Source organism: Oceanobacter sp. 4_MG-2023 (assembly GCF_030689165.1).
GTDB lineage: Bacteria > Pseudomonadota > Gammaproteobacteria > Pseudomonadales > Oceanobacteraceae > Oceanobacter.
Genome location: NZ_JAUYVV010000008.1, coordinates 32,301 through 48,967, shown reverse-complemented (window position 1 = coordinate 48,967; position 16,667 = coordinate 32,301). Strand labels below are relative to the sequence as shown.

Here is a 16,667-nt window from a genome sequence, read left to right as displayed (position 1 = left end):
CTAACACCCAAATAATGAAGTCATCCTAATTCAAATGAAATCGGTAAATCCGGCCGTTTTCATTTACTTCCGCTACTTTCCTTAATGCTTCTGTAGCGGATAAACCAAATTTTCCCGTCAATACAACAAACAGATGATAAAATTCGGATTTCAAATCAGCAGCAAACACTCCAGGATCATCTGACCCTAGACAAATAGACATGGATATATCGCCGTCAATCGCCTCTCCAGGCAACCCCATCCATCGAAATATATGGTGCTCACTTACGTCACGGTATTGGCTTATTCTAGTATTACTGGTCGGTGGGCATTCAATGGCAATATTCTTTTGGGCAAGTTTTGCCATGACTGCCTGTTGCAATACAATCAAAGCATTATCAGGTAGAGCTGTCATATCAACATCAATATATTCTTGCCGCTGTTCACGAATTTCTGTAGACCTAAGCCATTCCTTATACAACCTTAATGGCCGTTTCATATAAGTTAAGCGCAAACATTCATGCACACGTTCATGTTCTTCTGTCCACAAGGACGCAGGCTGCAAAGGTCCATCAATCTCACCAAGTAACCCTTCAGCTTCAGGTAGTAAATCACGCAAATTAAAGAGCTGATCCAGTGTAGTGATTGATATTTCTTCTTCCAACCCAAAAACTTCCTGAGCCAGTTGCACTGCCTGCATTGCAGCATCATGAGCATAACGTAATAATTCAGGATGATTTTTCAATTCCCTCCAGATAAATACCAAATCCAGCAAGCGAGTTTCTTTCGTGATTGCCAACTTGGGTGGTAGCGACCGCTTCCAGATAGCGGGAGTGATGCCGATTGCCGTGCAATGCCCCAGCCGATCACCATTTCTAAGTGGCAAAAATCGAATGGCGTCATCAATTGAACGAACACCACTGATAAGATGAGGAAAGTCTTCACCGACGTGATACGTAATATGACTGATTCCAGCTCGCGACAATACACGGAACAAAGGTGCAAAGACTTCTGGTGGTGCGTGCATTTCATTCGCGGCAGCATCAATACCTCGTACCCAGCGAGTCAAGCGAGGGTCATGTTGTAGCAGCTCCATCAAAATAGCTGCCCTGGTTTTTAAATCTTTAAATAGTATCGCGTATGGGTAAACCTCATTATTTTTCTGTTGTTGTTTGATAAAATGAGGGACTAAAGCCAACTGAGCAACTCGGTTATCAACACCTATATTTTCCAGATTATCCAAAACCTGATAGAGACTAAGAGGGTTAGTGTGAGGCCAGTAATTATTATTATACAAACACAAATACTCCCAATATCCACGGAGAATACTAAACAACAGTTTCTGCATTTTCACTGATGTATCTTTTGGTGCAAAACGCCCCTCCAGATAAAAGGTTTGAGAGTGTTCACCACTACCATGAGCATTTTTAAAACGCGACAAATATGTCTTTTCTGTTTCCTCCCGCAATTCAGTAGTCGTGTATTTCTGAAACTGGTCAAACCCAAAGAAGTCATCACGCTGTACTAATAACGTCAAATACTGATTTTGAATCAGTAAATAGATCCACAACAATCGTTCCAATTCTTTCGGAGCACCATATTTCCAGCGTTCGAACAATTTAACCAACAGGCAGTATTCAGATATCTGGCTATATTTATTATCAGATGGCCATGAAGTTGTAAAAAAGTATTCCTCCATTGTTCCATTTTCTTGTTTGTGCCATAAGCTGTTTTCTTTTAACTGGTCAGGGTGCTCCAAAGCCGATAACCAATCTGGTAGTATCATCCCTTGTGCAACTCGGCATAGTATCTCCCGAATATTGTCTGCTATTTTCAAACGCATACTCAATGTCTTAGGAGTCAGCGAGAAATCTACCTGGCGACAAAGTTGACGCAACATCGAGAATTTATGAAATGCTTTTTCAAACTCCTTAACAGAGAGGTCCGGAGACGCCAAAGTATCCAGCCAGCATTCCTCAGCACTAGTACTGCCATTCAGATGCTGATGAGATTCATGCAACTGCTCACAGCGGATATAATCTTCCACTCCTGGGTGATACGGATACAGAGGCCAATGAAAATCGTATTGCTGATTGGCAGCTCCAGGATTAAAAACCTGATGACAAGCCATGACTGGCAAGCAAGAAATCCGGCTCATCAATGTCTGCCAAGTTGAATACAAACCTAAATCTGCCTTAGGCCCATCTTTTTCGTTTTTCACGAATATTTTGGCGATATTACGTAGCGCCGCTATAGGTCCTAGTGATAGATGTTGTCTTTTCAGGCTCTGCTGTAAAGACAACCACTCTGCCTTAGCAATATGATCAGGAAAATTTCTATCCAGTTCATACTGAGTCAGAAATATCGAAGTCTCTACCTGCTCATCAGTAATCTTTTCAGAAAAACAGGTTGTCAATAATTCGTGTAGCAAGTGGGTAGAACTGATTATATATCTTTCCATGCCTGCCCACTTATATATATAGTTAAAAAGCCACGACAAATAAATATTTTATTGAGCATTATCACTCGAACTCCCTGTACTTTTTGAATTTCTTCTTGGAGTGCTTGGATCATACTTGGCGCCAGCTATACTTGCACAGTTCAATGTTTTTATCGAAAACGATGATTTTAATTTATTGATACTATTATTTAAATCATCAAATTTTAATCCATGAAAATCAGTCTCACCAAGAACTTTTAATACGATATCATAAAACTTCTGCTCGCTAGAACGCATTGTATCGACACTCATTCCCCCTGCAGGAAATAAAAATGGGTGTAATAGTGGGCATTTTATCAGAAAATAAAAAATTGGATGAGAATCAACCCATAACTCTCCAGCACCATCCAATTTTTCATTGATTTCTTCAAGCTTTTCAGTAAATACATCCACAGAGGTCACGGGATTCAATCGAAGGCCACTTCCAAGATATTCTTTTTTACTTGCAGCATGATATAAATCTTCCTCAACCAAGACGGCATGAAGAAAAGCCAATACATTAAATCGCATGATTTTGGCAGCGTTAGACTGACTTGCCATGGCACCGTTATAAGCATCACGGTGGAGTCTTACTCTATGTTTGTCAGCAATATTATTAAGATTAAAATACAACCGTGTCCATATTTTACCAATAAGTATAGAAGATGGTTTTATATTTTTCTGATGTTCATGAACATATTTCACCCATTTTTCAAGAGACTCAATAGCGTCTGTGAACTCATTATTTACACCTGTATATTTTTTGTATTCATCACTATCACCATCAATCACGTCATCTATCAAAAAATCTTCTTGGATTGTTTCATCACTGTCGATTTTCGTTCTTGCTAACTCTGCTTCATTTTTCCAAGGTGGAACAATACAAGTAGGTTGAGATATTATTTTATTAAATGACTTCACAAATGAAGCGATCTTGGATTCCCTGTCTTCTCCCACATATGAAGAAGACAAATCAGAAATCGCACCAATCAAGTTAAAAACACTTGTATAGTCTGCCAAATTATTTCCAGATACAGAGCTTAAAGATGCTGCCATGGAAGCCTTCGCCAAACCACTTTCCTGATTCAACTTAAATGCCGAATATGTATCTGCTTTCTTGCCACCTTTGCGGTTTAGCTGAACCATTCCTAAAAAGACACCAACTCTAGCATAATCAGATATAACAGCACAGCATCGATTTGCCCAATGAGTAGCGCTCTCTCTACGTCCTACCGACATATATGAGACATAGCTATTAGCTATTTTATCATCGGTCTGACCTTGAATTTTAGAGACCCCCAAATTCATAACAAATTGATTAAATATACTGATAGATCCACATCCAACCAAAAGCATCTGAAGAACTTTGGACAAATCCCTTTGACAAATAGCTCCAACCTGAGCAGAAAGATATATCGAACAATTCCTCAGAGCTTCAGAGTCTGATTGTGGTCTCAGATAAAATCCAGTATTAAAATCTTGATCCTGTCGAGTATATATAAATACATCCTTACAAACAGAATCCATTCCAAAACGATGTTGTTCATAATTTAAACCAGCCCTATAAATACTACTCAACATCGCGCCATATAAAGCATTACGAAAAAGCAAAGGCTTATCCACACCAGTACTTGTTTTCGTGTAATAGTCTTGCAAAATTTGCATTAACAGACGCACAGGTTGTTTAAGCATCTCATCAACATAAATATTCAAATCCGAACCAGGTCTAATATTCAAACCTTCACGAACAGAATCTTCCAACGCCTTACGGATACCTACAGAGTCACCCGAATCTATTATTATTAGTATTTCCTCATGCTCACTTAATTCTTGTCCTTTTTCACCAACCAATTGGAGCATGTTTTTCAATTGAATTCGTTTTTGAACTGGAAATATCTTCAACAAATACTGTTGTTCAAGGTGCTCGACCATATATCCACGTTCTGCAGTTCTTTTTGTCTCACTTTCCTGCTCCAATAAAACCTGACTATAATTTTCATATTGTTTACCCCTAATCAGTTGTGAATAAAGCCGAAGATCTCCTGTTGCTATAATTATCAATCTATTACTATTAAAGAATTTTCTAATCGACTCCAACACAGCCCAGCCTGTATCAAACTGAGTGTCAATATCATCAAATGAAATAAGAATTGCTTTACATTCCAAAATATCACATGCCAACTCCACTAACGTCCCAAAGATGGCCGATAGATCCTGCCCACCCATGGAGTATTCAAGTTGAGCATTCAACTGTAGAGCTTCACTAAAATATTCTGGTTTGTATTCTTTATCATTCAATAAACGTAATCCACGCTCCAGTTGCTGAAGTTGCTGTTGCCACTTTTCTTTGTTCGGTTTGTTTTTATCTGATGACCAACAACCTTTGAATTTTTTTGAAACCACATAATTCAAACGAGCGGTTACTGTAACCAAAATCGGTTCTGATCTTGGCAACTTAGTTGGATCAATTGGAGGCAGACATTCAATGCTGTCTTCTCCCTGCTCTTTCTTCTGTAAGTGCTCAACCACCCTGTTGATAAATGTAGTTTTACCAGCACCACGCGTACCATCCACAAAATAAACATTGCGCCCGGACTCATCAACAAACCGCTCCAGTTCCGAAGGCTTGTCTTCGGCTGCAGCCTTCAAAGATTCTCGTATGCTGTTTACTAATTGGTCACGTAAGGTTCGCTGAATAAAATCTTTATCTTCCGTACTACCCGGTACATTAGGTGCAAACAAGTCGATGATGATTTTTTCTTTGGAATCAATTCTGGTTTCGGTGGCGCACATATTCGTCTCAGTCCATTCGTAAGCGGCTGCAGCTGTTCTCGAACCACACCTTAAACAGGGCAGCTCCTTCTATTAGGTTCAGCTAAGGATACTCTGAAAGACTTCTCCAAATCATCGATATTCGGCGTCAGCCTGCTTTGGGTTGGCGGTAACGTGGCGCTGGTGAGTGCTTGGAGTTGCATTGGCTCGTACTCACCGAGATTCAATATCCTCACCTCAATGGCCACTATTGCTTAACGGCCACCCTGTCTGCAGTCGCTAAACGGCTTCGCCAGAGACAATCTGGAAAGAGACAACTTGGACACCCACCCTTCTGAATAGCCGCAGAAAGCCAACAAGCAAAATTCTGCTGGCTCACTGTTTATCCAAAAGCCCTGGGTTCACTGACTCCAAGAGTGGGGGTCACGTGACTCGGCCTGATTCGACGGCCTGCTACCAGCGTTCTGGCGCATAGCGGAACACCGGCAACGACCAATGCCAATAGATAGCCGCCAGACGCATAACCAGGCCACTGCTGAATGACACAAGCAGAGTCATATCCTCATTCACATCATAATGTTGCAACACCAGATACAGGACAGCGACCAACAGAGACACACTGGCATACAGCTCATGCTGCAGCACTTGCGGTGTCTGATCACAGAAGATATCTCGTAAAATGCCGCCAAATACACCAGTAATAATGCCAGCCATAATGACCACCGGCAGACCGTAATCCAATTGCTGGGCAACGTTACAACCAATGATCGTAAAGGCGATCAGGCCCATGGCATCCAGCACAAGGAACAGCTTCTGCAAGCGATGCATAAAGCGCGCAAGCACCATGGTAGAAAGACCAGCAGTAATGGTCAGATAGATATAAGAAGGGTGTTGGGTCCAGTTGACTGGAAAATTGCCAAGAAGAATATCGCGTACGGTGCCGCCCCCCAGAGCAGTAATAAACGCAATAAAAGCCACCCCGAACATGTCCATATTACGACGCCCGGCAACCAACGCGCCAGACATTGCTTCAGCTGTAATAGCAACAAGATAGATAATAGTGAGCACACAGAACTCCTGTGTTATCCGTGCCCCTCCCCCTGTCCTTTGTTCCTGAGAGTTTGACCAGACGGACCTGACCGCTGGCTTGCTCCTTCGGTGGGCTACAAAAGTAACCTCTCTCCAGATGGCAATCTGCTTGGCCCGCAGTACTTTGGCCTGAGCGTTTATGGGAGTTTGCGCCTTCGGCGGCCAGCATTTAACGGCTGACTCTCTCCTGCGGAGTGCGCATTGTAGACAATTACCACAGGGAATGAAACCGACCAAATAATGTCGCTATTAGGCAAGAAAAAATATTTAGTGCCAGGAATAATTCAAGGAAGGAAGGCTATTCTTGCCCTATGTGCCGCGTCCGGGATTAGTAGACCACTACAACCAGAGCATTCAGGGCAACTCGCTGGCTATTCTATGACACATGCTGGCGATGACACATACTGGCCAGATGCCAGGTATTCCAGAAAACCCATGACCTCAACAGGCCCTCAGATCCGGCTGTTGGCATTGCTGAAAGTGTATGTAGGCTTTGATCCAGTAGAGGTAAGTTTTTTCTGTTCGAAGGCTGTATCCATTCAGCCGCATGAAACGAGAGATCTGGTTCAAAAACGGACTTTTACTCATGGCTCTACTCCCCTCGAAATAACTGTATGTATAAACAGCATAATAAAATCGAAGATAAAATCCATGCTCGTATCTCCAGAGAAGTTGCGCATTTTTTCGGTTGCTGTTAGCGTATCCTTATGACGTTCAATGGTTTTGCGCTTTTGACGTAGAATTAATGCGTACGTTAAAACAGAAAAACGCGCATGCGTGTTTTCCAAGGAGGAGAGTTCAGTGAAAACGGAAATCATCAGTCAACTCAAATACCTGCCCTCCTCTCGCAACAAATCGTGCCACCAGAAACGCGCATGCGCATGAATAAATTGTTAGCACTATCTAGAGTTTGGCAATATTAACCAGCATAGGAATTAATGTGGATTTTGATCAATTATTACAAAAACCAAATATCGATCCATTTGATAGCAACACCCAAAGAATTAGACGAAATTTAATTGTTACATCAACTATTGGAATTATATTAGCGTTTGGATCTGCAAGTTTTAATGGCAATCAAAATAGCTTTGGAGGATTTAAACTTACAGATTTTAAAATTTTGCATGTTTATATACTATTACTTGTTGCGTTAATTTATTTTCTTAGTCACTTTATTTGGGCTGCTTTAGATAATTTTAAAGAAAACAAATTAAGATTAACAGGAATTAAAATACCTAAAGCTAGTATTGCACGATACGCTTCACCTACGTTTCAGGCAAACGCTGATGAAGGCAGACAATCTACCTTGTTCTCATGGTGGAGAGGTCATCGCAATCAATTTGAGCAACTTGAGGGTATTATAAAATCAATAGAGAAAAATATTAAAGATAGTCGACTAACTCCTGCGATTAATACATCGAAACAAAAAATTGAAGAAATGCATTCTAAAACTTTATTCATTGAACATGCCTTACTTAAATTTGAAAAGGGGTTTTGGGGTCATCTACGGAGTCAAGTATTACGATGGTTTATCTTTGATTTCGCTATCCCTTGTATTTTGGCATTAGCTTCAATAACGTTAATATTAATAAAAATATTAGCGTATATTTGTCCATAGTGCTAACAAGCCAATCGACCGGGACTAAAAACAATTTGCTCGGTTTCGCTTCGCTACACTTTTTAGCAAACCATTTTTAGCCCCTTATTGGGGCGTTAAAGTGCGCACCTACGGATAACGTCGGCTCAGAGATGTCTTCTTCTCGGGAAACTTCCGGCACCGAGCGATGATGAGGTGATGTATCCCCCATTTTTAATCGCTCGTTTGAGTAGAGGGTTAAGCTGCCTTTCGTAGCCTGGCTGGAGGTGTACGCATTTTGAGTGGGCTTGCCCGGCTGAATGTAGATCAGAGTAATCCGGTTTCTGTTGGCCCAGTCTATCAGCGACTGTGAGATATATTCTGGGGGGATTACATACCGACCCATTGGCAGGAGAAAAGCACTTTGTGCTGCACAGCATGGGAACCGGCCTGCGCTACCCGTTATTCCCCAACCTCAACGCCCAGATCAGTTATGGCTGGCAACTGCGCGACAGCGGCAGTAACGACTGCAGGTGACCATGGCCGCCTGCATGTTTCGCTGCAAGCGAGTTATTAGAATAACCCAACGGAACGGATGCAGCAGACAGCGGGAGCTTCCGCTTTCTGCTGGGTTTCGAGAAAAAGAACGTCATGTTTGCCGTATCGTTCACAGGGAACAGCGCTCGCTGTCCGTATCCCTGTGTTACAAACCGCCACAGAGGGCGTCCCTACTACACTTCTATACTTCGTTTGCCTTGCGGTAATTCCCCTGATAATCAAAGATCCGCTCCTGCACCTGCCAGCAGTGTTTTTGTTTGCGGGCTATAACAAGGTCCGGTGCCGATCAACCTTGCGGCAATGGGATAGCTGGCCAAGGCCAGCCCTACGAATAATCGCTATCAGGTATTCGGTAGAAGATGGCATAAAGCGCCGGTACAAATACCAGCGTGGCCACGGTGCCCAGTGAAACGCCACCAATAAGAACGTAAGCCAGCGGGCCCCAGAAGCTATCGATGGTCAGTGGTACAAACGCCAACACCGCAGCCAGAGCGGTCAGAATAACGGGCCGAGATCTCTGCACACCCGCTTCAATGACGGCACTTCGAATCAGCATGCCCTCTTTCATATTATCTGAAATTTGCTGGGTCAGAATTAGGGTGTTACGCATCAGAATACCGGCGAGACCAATAATCCCCAACGTTGCCACAAAGCCAAATGGCTGGTTAAAGATCAGCAGCGCGGCCACAGCACCAATCAAACCCAGTGGCGCCGTCAATATCACCACCAGCGTACCTTTGAAGGAGCGCATCTGCAGCATCACAAAAACAAGCATCAACACGATCATAAGGGGTTGTAGCACTTGAATGGAGTGCTCGCCTTTCGAGGATTGCTCAACTGAACCACCGATTTGCAAAGAATAGCCAACGGGCATTTGTGCGCGCAGCTCCGCTAGCGCTGCCCATACGTCGGCCGTAACATCTTTGGCCTGTGCTCCTCGAACATCAGCATTAACCGCCACAAACGGTTCCCGGTTATAACGCCGGATTACAGGTTCTTCGTAGACGACATCCGCTTCGCCAACCTGGTTAAATGAAATGCGTCGCCCCTCTTCACTGACAATTTCAAGATTCTGAATCTGTGTAACATCTTCTGCCTTGGCCCGACCGACCACCGGGGTCAATCGAATACCATCCCTTAACGTTGTAATGGCCAACCCGGATAGTTGAAATTGCAGCTGATAAGCAACTTCTTCTGGCGTCAAGCCAAACAACCGGAGCCGGTCTTTGTCGAAGCGAATATCGATACCAGGTGTGCGTTCATCCCATTCCAGATGACTGTTTTCAGTGTTGGCATGGCTCGCGATAATATCCCTCACTTTTTTACCAATAGTACGCAGCTGATTGGCCTCTGGCCCCATCACTCGAATACTGACTGGCCAGTCAACCGGCGGGCCGTAAAGGAGTGTTTCAGCTCTGACTCGTGACTCCGGAAAATCACCGGCCGCTACCCGGTTACGAATCAATCGGATCAAACCATCTCGGGCTGCGATGTCTTCTGCCACGATAACCAGCTTGGCGAAAGCACTGTTCGGCTGCTCCGGGCTGGCAGAGATAAAAAACCGGGGAGCCCCTGCTCCAATATAAGCCGACATGGACTTGATGCCGCTGGTGCCCTCCATCAGTCGTTCTATTTTTTGGACGGTAGCGTCGGTGGCTTCGATCGAAGTGCCTTGTGGATGATAAATACTGACCAGCACCTCAAGACGATCAGAGACGGGGAAAAACTGCTTCTGGACTGGACCAATCATGCCCACTATAGATATAAACAATAATGCAAACGTACTCAGAACAACGATTTTTCGATGCGCCAGGGTGCCGATAATAAGCTTCCTGAGCATACGGTAGGGACGTGAGGAATAGGCTTCCTTGTTGCTATGAGAGCTGTGATACAGGTTATCTGGCAAGATTTTCACCCCCAGATAAGGAGTAAACACAACGGCAACCACCCAGGAAAGTAACAACGCAATGGCCAATACCCAGAAAATGTTGCCTGCGTACTCACCGACACTGGAGCGGGCAAACCCTATAGGTACAAAACCGGCAACCGTTACCAGAGTCCCGTAGAGCATTGGAGCGGCGGTCACATTCCAGGCATGAGATGCCGCCAGTAGCTTGTCCCATCCTTCTTCCAGTTTCACAATCATCATCTCGATGGCAATGATGGCATCATCAACCAACAGCCCCAATGCAATAATGAGCGCCCCGAGTGTAATACGATCAAGGTTAATGCCCATTGCGAGCATCACAATAAATGAGAGTCCAAGAGTGACTGGAATAGCAATTCCCACCACGATCCCGGCCCGCAGGCCAACCGCCAGCATTGTAACGGCCATCACCACGAGCACGGCAACCAGAAACTTAACCTGGAAAAGGTTGACCGCACCGATAATGGCTTCTTCCTGATTTGTCAGCAGGTCAAGCTCCATTCCCAGAGGAAGCATTACTCTTTCGTTTTCCCAGAATGCTCTTAACCGTTTACCAAACGCCAGGCCATTCTCTCCACGCCGCATGACCACACCTATCAGTAGAGCGTCCTCTCCGGATGAGCGAATGAGATAGCTGGGAGGATCTTCGTACCCTCTGGATATAGTGGCAATATCACCCAGTCTGATCAGATGTTCATCAATTCGGACAGGTACCTCTTGCAAAGCCTCCAGGTTCGATAAATCGTCGTCCAGGCGGAGGTAGACTTTAGGGCCTGCCGTGGAAATATGGCCCGCAGGCAAGAGTCGGTTATTGGCTTGAATAGCTTCGATAATATCGGTAAGAGACACTCCTAACCCTTGTAACTTCGTCATGTCGAAATCAACAAATACCTGTTCTGATCGCTCACCTAAAATCTCGGCTTTTTCAACTCCCTGAACGCGCTGTACCCTGTCCCGAATCGCCTCGGCATCCTGGATCAATTCTCGCTGCGCGACACCTGATGCCGTCAGCGCAACCAGGGTGAAATACACATCACCGAAGTCCTCATTTACGATAGGCCCGATAACCCCGTCCGGTAACTGGGATGCTTCATCCTGCATGCGACGCCGGACCTGATAAAAGCGATCAGGGACATGCTTGGCGTCGGTGTAATCCTGGAACTCAACCTGCAAGTCGGCCCGCCCCGCCCGCACCGTTGTCTCAATTTTGTACAAATCCTCCACTTCCTGAATGCGTTTTTCCAACCGATCAACCACACTATCTTGTAATTCATCAGCGGCAGCACCCGGCCACAGAACAGTCACCATCATGACTCTTACCGTGAAATCAGGATCTTCGGCCCGACCCAAAGACGTAAAAGCGTAAAGGCCTGCAACCAAGGAAAGCGTAATAAAAAAGAGCGTAACCGAGCTTTCTCGCACAGCGATTCTGGAGAGATTGGGAAAAGCCATCACGCCCCCCTGGCATCAAGTGATTGTACTGCCATGCCGGGCTTGAGCAGGTGTGTACCGCTAGAAATAACAATCAGCCCCTCTTCCAGAGTTGAACCAGTGACCCAGGCATGATCTTTGTCGATACGCTGGATATCAACGTTGAGCGGCACTGCTTCGCCATCCACTATTGTCCAGATAAAGGGGGTCTCACCACGTTCATCCAGGGCAGAAATGGCCATTTTATAAAGTGGTATTGAATCGTTGCTGACCAGGAACCGTGTTCTGACAAGCTGGCCATACCTTAGGTCTGACAGTGGTTGATCTATCGTGTAGCGTGTTTTCCAGGTACGGCTTTCCGGGTCGGCCGCCCCGGCCATCTCTCTCCGCGTCAGTGCTATGGCCTCTCCGTCATGCAGTAACCCTCCTTGCTCTGGAGGATATGCGCCAGAAGGGTAATCCACCTCAACTTCCCGCTCTCCCGATTTAGCCAGTTTTGCAACCGGCCGCCCCACACTGACCACCTCTCCCGGTTCGATAAACACATCCAGTATGATGCCGTCGCTCTCTGCTCTGAGTACCCCATATTCCAACATATTCAAGGCCTGGGACAGCTGGGCCTCAGCAACATCACGACGCGCTTGCGTCTCTTCCTGGGTCAGTAACGCCCTCTCGTATTCCTGCCGACTGGTATAGCCCTGATCTACCAATTGATAGTCACGCTCCAGATCTTTTTCAGCAAGTTTCAGCGTTGCTTCTGCTGCCCTCAGGTTGGCACGTGCAGTCACAACAGACTCGCGCAGGTCTCGCAGATCGAGAGTGAACAGCACCTCCCCTTTTTTAACAGACTGCCCAGCATCGACCAGCCGCTGATCAACCTTGCCTCCAACCTGAAAAGCCAACTCGACCTCGTGGCGCGCTTTGACTGTCCCGGTCAACTCATGGCCGGGTTTTGTAGCCTCGACCAGGTTTTCTATTTTTACCCAGCGAGCAGCATCAGAGGCTGCCTCGACCGTGCTCTCGGTAGACTGTGAGCACCCAGACAAAACATAAGTGGTTATCAGAATAGTAAAAAAACGATTCATTAATATTTCCTCAGCAAGCAGTTTGGGCAGGCGTCACAGCAACCAGGGCTGTCCAGCCTGGATTACAACTCACTCGAATTCCCTTTTGCAGAGTAAGTTAATCTACAGCAGAAAGATGACAGCATGCTGTCATTGTGACTATTATTAGTCTCAAGAACAACGTCAAATTGTATGCCTCCCCAAAAAATCGAGGCTTAAGGCAGAAGTTTTTTATCATGCTAGACCAAGGGATCTCCCACGAAACCATCGCAATTCACCAACCGATCAGTATCAGCGCCCATCCTCAAGTAGAATAAGAGCGGTGTACTGGTACAGAGAACCTGGCGCCAGCACTATCCGCGGCGCTCCGAATACAGTGGCATTACAAAATCGTAAAGGAAATCAACCAATGACCCAGCGCGTGAAGCGTAGTGAAGTACTTACCGATCTTATTCTTGAAATCTTCCGATTTAATGGCACATTGCGCGAAACAGGTGACAACCTGGTACGCGGTTTGGGATTAACAAGCGCTCGGTGGCAAGTGCTTGGCGCAATCACAATGGAAGAACACAACCCTACTGTTGCCAGCATTGCTCGCCGAATGGGTCTGGCAAGACAGTCAGTACAACGGGTCGTGAACGATCTGGTCAAAGAGGGTCTTTTAATATGCAAAGACAACCCGGATCACAAAAGAGCAAAACTGATTGTCATGACAGAGGCAGGTAGCGAAAAATACCGGCTGGCGGATGTACGGCAACACCACTGGGTTGAGGCCTTATCCGACAACCTGACGGCACAAGAGCTGCAACAAGCGCTTGATTTGATTCGACAGTTAGATCAACGCTGCCGCAAAGACCTGAGCAAGTAACCAATCACCATCTTCAACCTGCAGCGAGCGTCTTGAACTGTATAGCCAGACACCGGCATCCTTGCGCTTTTATCTGTTCCAGGATATTGCCAAGGCATGGAGTAGCAGGAGAACGGCGCTGTCCGTATCCTTGCGTTACGAACCGCCACAGAGGGCGTCCCTACACTTCGTTTGCCTTGCGGTAATTCCCCTGATAATCAAAGATCCGCTCCTGCACCTGCCAGTAGTGTTTTTGTTTGCGGGCTATAACAAAGTCCGGTGCCGGTAGCTGGGCCTGCACCTCAAGCACTTCTTCGATCCGGCTGAACTCTTTCGGGGTCTGACTATTGCCGCAACGCCGACCAAACAATCGGTTAAAGACGTGGCGTTGTGCTGACTTGCTGAAATCGAAGGACTCGCCCAACTCCTCCCCGTCTTCACCGTGGTAGGTGATCTTCAGCTTGCTATCGGGTTTGTCTCTGTGGCTGCTCAGGGTGATCCCGGCACAGCGGATCACCATGGCATTTTTCAGTTTCAGGGCGTCCCTGAGCTGATCATCCGGGTCGATAATGGCTTGTTGGCACTGGTGGCAGTTACGGGCGGCGATGTCATTCTCGCTACCGCAATGAGGGCACTCCTTGAAGCGGAAGCGGTAATCACACTGCTGCGGACGCTCGTACTGCGCTCCCGGCCCATCCTCTTCCTCAGTTTCCAGCAACCCCTGACAACGACGCCCGTAGTGTTCAATCACATGGCCGTGACCATCGGTTTTGCCCCAGAAAATATTGGCAAACCCACAGGCCGGGCAGAACACCTGCACCGGCTCACTATCCGGATTGGGTTTCTTCTCCCCCACTTCCGGGTGGTACAGATTGACCCGGTTGCCAGCGTAATCAATCACCAGGCAATCCTGCTTGCCTTCATCCAGCCGCAGACCCCGGCCCACAATCTGCTGATACAGGCTCACCGACTGGGTCGGACGCAGAATGGCAATAACGTCCACATGAGGGGCGTCAAAGCCAGTGGTGAGTACGGATACATTCACCAGATACTTCAGCTGCCGTTGCTTGAAGCACTGAATTAATGCATCCCGTTGATTCTGGTCGGTGGCACCGGTAATCAGCGCGGTTTGTTGCAATGGCAGATAGCCGGTGATTTCTTTGGCGTGATCGACCGTGGCGGCAAAGATCATCACCGCCTGGCGCTCAGCAGCCAGTTCCATCACCTGTTCGATAATGGCCCGGGTCACCCGTGGGTGCTTGCCTAACAGCTGATTCACGTCTTTTTCGGCGTATTCACCAAAGCGGTTTTGCGTCAAGGCGGAGAAATCGTATTGCGCCACAGCGGCGTCCACCAGTTCCGGGCGGGTGAGGTAGCCGTTGTTAATCATGTACCTTAACGGCAGCTCATAAATGCAGCGCACAAAGGGCTTGTCCTGTTCACTGCGAACAAAACCCCGGTAGTGATAACGGTAGATCCAGCCCATGCCTAAACGGTAGGGCGTGGCGGTCAGCCCAAGTACCTTGAGAGCGCGGTTCCGTTGCCGTAGCTGATCGATGATTTTTTGATACTGACTGGTTTCCTCACCACTGACCCGGTGACATTCGTCGATGATCAGCAGGGAATATTCATCCCCGAACTGATCAAGGTTGGCGGAGACGGACTGCACGCTGGCGAAAGTGACCTGGTGCCGATTCTCCTTGCGTTTTAACCCGGCGGAGAAAATGCCAGCCGTCACCCCGTAGCTCTGGTATTTGGCGTGGTTCTGCTCAACCAGCTCTTTGACGTGGGCCAGCACCAGAATCTTGCGCCGAGCCAGGCGGGCCAGCTCGGCAATGACCAGACTCTTCCCGGCACCGGTGGGCAATACGATCACCGCCGACTCATCGGATTGGCGGAAGTGTCTCAGCGTGGCATCAACGGCTTCCTGCTGGTAGGGGCGGAGCTGAAAAGGGGTTTTCATATATAGAGCTTGATCGCTGTCAGTGGATGTCTCTCAAACTTCGGTTTGATAAACAGCTTAATGGATAGCCGGTAGTTGGAAAACAGCACAATCAGTGGGCTGGGCACTTGGATTGGGGAATATGCCCTGAACAGGGGGGAAGTCGTATTGCCAGCCCGGTCGTCTCTGACATCACACGCGCACGGATGAAGTGCCTTTCACCCTTCCGCACACCAGATCACATCAGCGCTGATATACCAACAACCCTCTCTATATTCTCCGAGGGCGGCACCGATACCTCGCTGTTGGTGAAAGTAAACATGGAGTCGCGACTATTTTTGGCATCAATTCGACAGGCTAGTCTTTGCCGGGTCACGTTAACCCAATCAATTTATACAGGATGCCCCCATGATTACTGATATCGACAAGACTCATCTTGAGCGCACTGTCGTACTGGCAGAAACGGCCTTGAGCAAAGGCAATGAGCCTTTCGGCTCTGTATTAGTATCGGAAACAGGTGAAGTGCTGTTTGAAGATCACAACCACATCGGCACCGGTGACGATACTCTGCACCCTGAGTTTGCAGTTGCCCGCTGGGCGGCCAGCAACATGACAGAAAGCGAGCGTGCAACAGCAACCGTGTATACCTCTGGCGAACATTGCCCGATGTGTGCTGCCGCTCATGGCCTGGTTGGTCTGGGACGGATTGTCTACGCCAGCTCTGCAGAGCAATACGGCAAATGGCTGATCGAAATGGGGGTTCCTACTCCTACGGTAAATCCAATGCCAATCAACGCTATCTCTCCATTCATTCCGGTCGAAGGCCCAGTGCCCGAGCTGGCTGAGCGGGTTCGGGGTTTGCTGCAAACGTTGTATACATCACGCGGCCTGTAATGTCCTTGATCGTCTGACCAGAGATCGGAAGCCAGAAGCTCCGAGGTATCTCCCTTGGCGGGTTGCGCGATGACCCGCCAGGGAAGCTGGCACAAACGGAATGACCATC

The 16,667-nt window shown here is 47.0% G+C and carries 11 protein-coding genes and 2 riboswitches; of the genes, 4 read left to right on the top strand and 7 right to left on the bottom strand.

Features of this window, described 5'->3' with window-relative positions; translation table 11 throughout:
• Positions 1 to 25: 25 nt before the first annotated feature.
• The 4 genes from Q8W24_RS07765 to Q8W24_RS07750 form a co-directional block, all read right to left on the bottom strand.
• On the bottom strand, positions 26 to 2,440 hold the full coding sequence (locus tag Q8W24_RS07765) for an adenosine deaminase (protein ID WP_305474955.1): 2,415 nt from the start codon (positions 2,438 to 2,440) through the stop codon (positions 26 to 28).
• Between the two features lie 48 nt (positions 2,441 to 2,488).
• Positions 2,489 to 5,251 (bottom strand): archaeal ATPase, encoded by a 2,763-nt coding sequence (locus Q8W24_RS07760; protein WP_305474954.1) that lies wholly within the window; start codon positions 5,249 to 5,251, stop codon positions 2,489 to 2,491.
• Between the two features lie 432 nt (positions 5,252 to 5,683).
• Entirely contained in the window at positions 5,684 to 6,298 is a 615-nt protein-coding gene (locus Q8W24_RS07755; RefSeq protein WP_305415476.1) for a trimeric intracellular cation channel family protein, read from the bottom strand.
• A gap of 22 nt (positions 6,299 to 6,320) precedes the next feature.
• A riboswitch (glycine riboswitch) is annotated at positions 6,321 to 6,426 on the bottom strand.
• A riboswitch (glycine riboswitch) is annotated at positions 6,427 to 6,519 on the bottom strand. It lies immediately after the preceding riboswitch.
• Between the two features lie 241 nt (positions 6,520 to 6,760).
• A complete protein-coding gene (locus tag Q8W24_RS07750) occupies positions 6,761 to 6,907 on the bottom strand; it encodes a phage integrase N-terminal SAM-like domain-containing protein (protein ID WP_305474953.1) in 147 nt (48 codons plus the stop codon).
• A gap of 352 nt (positions 6,908 to 7,259) precedes the next feature.
• Here Q8W24_RS07750 and Q8W24_RS07745 point away from each other — a divergent pair, with 352 nt between their 5' ends.
• Entirely contained in the window at positions 7,260 to 7,937 is a 678-nt protein-coding gene (locus Q8W24_RS07745) for a hypothetical protein (protein ID WP_305474951.1), read from the top strand.
• A 327-nt stretch (positions 7,938 to 8,264) separates the two neighbouring features.
• The gene (locus Q8W24_RS07740) at positions 8,265 to 8,432 is read left to right on the top strand and encodes a hypothetical protein (protein ID WP_305475008.1); all 168 of its coding nucleotides are present in this window, start codon (positions 8,265 to 8,267) and stop codon (positions 8,430 to 8,432) included.
• Between the two features lie 346 nt (positions 8,433 to 8,778).
• Here Q8W24_RS07740 and Q8W24_RS07735 read toward each other — a convergent pair whose 3' ends face one another.
• Positions 8,779 to 11,832, bottom strand: coding sequence for an efflux RND transporter permease subunit (locus Q8W24_RS07735; RefSeq protein ID WP_305474949.1), 3,054 nt, complete (start codon positions 11,830 to 11,832; stop codon positions 8,779 to 8,781).
• Positions 11,832 to 12,896 carry an efflux RND transporter periplasmic adaptor subunit gene (locus Q8W24_RS07730; RefSeq protein ID WP_303431042.1) on the bottom strand — a complete coding sequence of 355 codons (1,065 nt, stop codon included), beginning with the start codon at positions 12,894 to 12,896 and terminating at the stop codon, positions 11,832 to 11,834. Before Q8W24_RS07730 ends, Q8W24_RS07735 begins: the two co-directional genes overlap by 1 nt.
• Positions 12,897 to 13,284: 388 nt before the next feature.
• Between Q8W24_RS07730 and Q8W24_RS07725 the strand changes: the two genes are divergently transcribed.
• On the top strand, positions 13,285 to 13,743 hold the full coding sequence (locus Q8W24_RS07725) for a MarR family winged helix-turn-helix transcriptional regulator (RefSeq protein WP_305452951.1): 459 nt from the start codon (positions 13,285 to 13,287) through the stop codon (positions 13,741 to 13,743).
• 160 nt (positions 13,744 to 13,903) lie between these two features.
• Here the strand turns inward: Q8W24_RS07725 and Q8W24_RS07720 are convergent, their stop codons facing one another.
• On the bottom strand, positions 13,904 to 15,685 hold the full coding sequence (locus Q8W24_RS07720; RefSeq protein WP_305474948.1) for a DEAD/DEAH box helicase: 1,782 nt from the start codon (positions 15,683 to 15,685) through the stop codon (positions 13,904 to 13,906).
• A gap of 387 nt (positions 15,686 to 16,072) precedes the next feature.
• On the opposite strand from Q8W24_RS07720, the gene Q8W24_RS07715 reads away from it, so the two are divergent.
• Entirely contained in the window at positions 16,073 to 16,558 is a 486-nt protein-coding gene (locus tag Q8W24_RS07715; RefSeq protein ID WP_303431046.1) for a nucleoside deaminase, read from the top strand.
• The last annotated feature ends 109 nt before the right edge of the window (positions 16,559 to 16,667 follow it).

What these genes read in the sequence shown, in the direction of transcription:
- Q8W24_RS07765 (WP_305474955.1), bottom strand. Translation starts at nt 2,440, where the DNA reads ATGGAAAGATATATAATCAGTTCTACCCACTTGCTACACGAATTATTG.
- Q8W24_RS07760 (WP_305474954.1), bottom strand. Translation starts at nt 5,251, where the DNA reads ATGTGCGCCACCGAAACCAGAATTGATTCCAAAGAAAAAATCATCATC.
- Q8W24_RS07750 (WP_305474953.1), bottom strand. Translation starts at nt 6,907, where the DNA reads ATGAGTAAAAGTCCGTTTTTGAACCAGATCTCTCGTTTCATGCGGCTG.
- Q8W24_RS07735 (WP_305474949.1), bottom strand. Translation starts at nt 11,832, where the DNA reads ATGGCTTTTCCCAATCTCTCCAGAATCGCTGTGCGAGAAAGCTCGGTT.
- Q8W24_RS07730 (WP_303431042.1), bottom strand. Translation starts at nt 12,896, where the DNA reads ATGAATCGTTTTTTTACTATTCTGATAACCACTTATGTTTTGTCTGGG.
- Q8W24_RS07725 (WP_305452951.1), top strand. Translation starts at nt 13,285, where the DNA reads ATGACCCAGCGCGTGAAGCGTAGTGAAGTACTTACCGATCTTATTCTT.
- Q8W24_RS07720 (WP_305474948.1), bottom strand. Translation starts at nt 15,685, where the DNA reads ATGAAAACCCCTTTTCAGCTCCGCCCCTACCAGCAGGAAGCCGTTGAT.
- Q8W24_RS07715 (WP_303431046.1), top strand. Translation starts at nt 16,073, where the DNA reads ATGATTACTGATATCGACAAGACTCATCTTGAGCGCACTGTCGTACTG.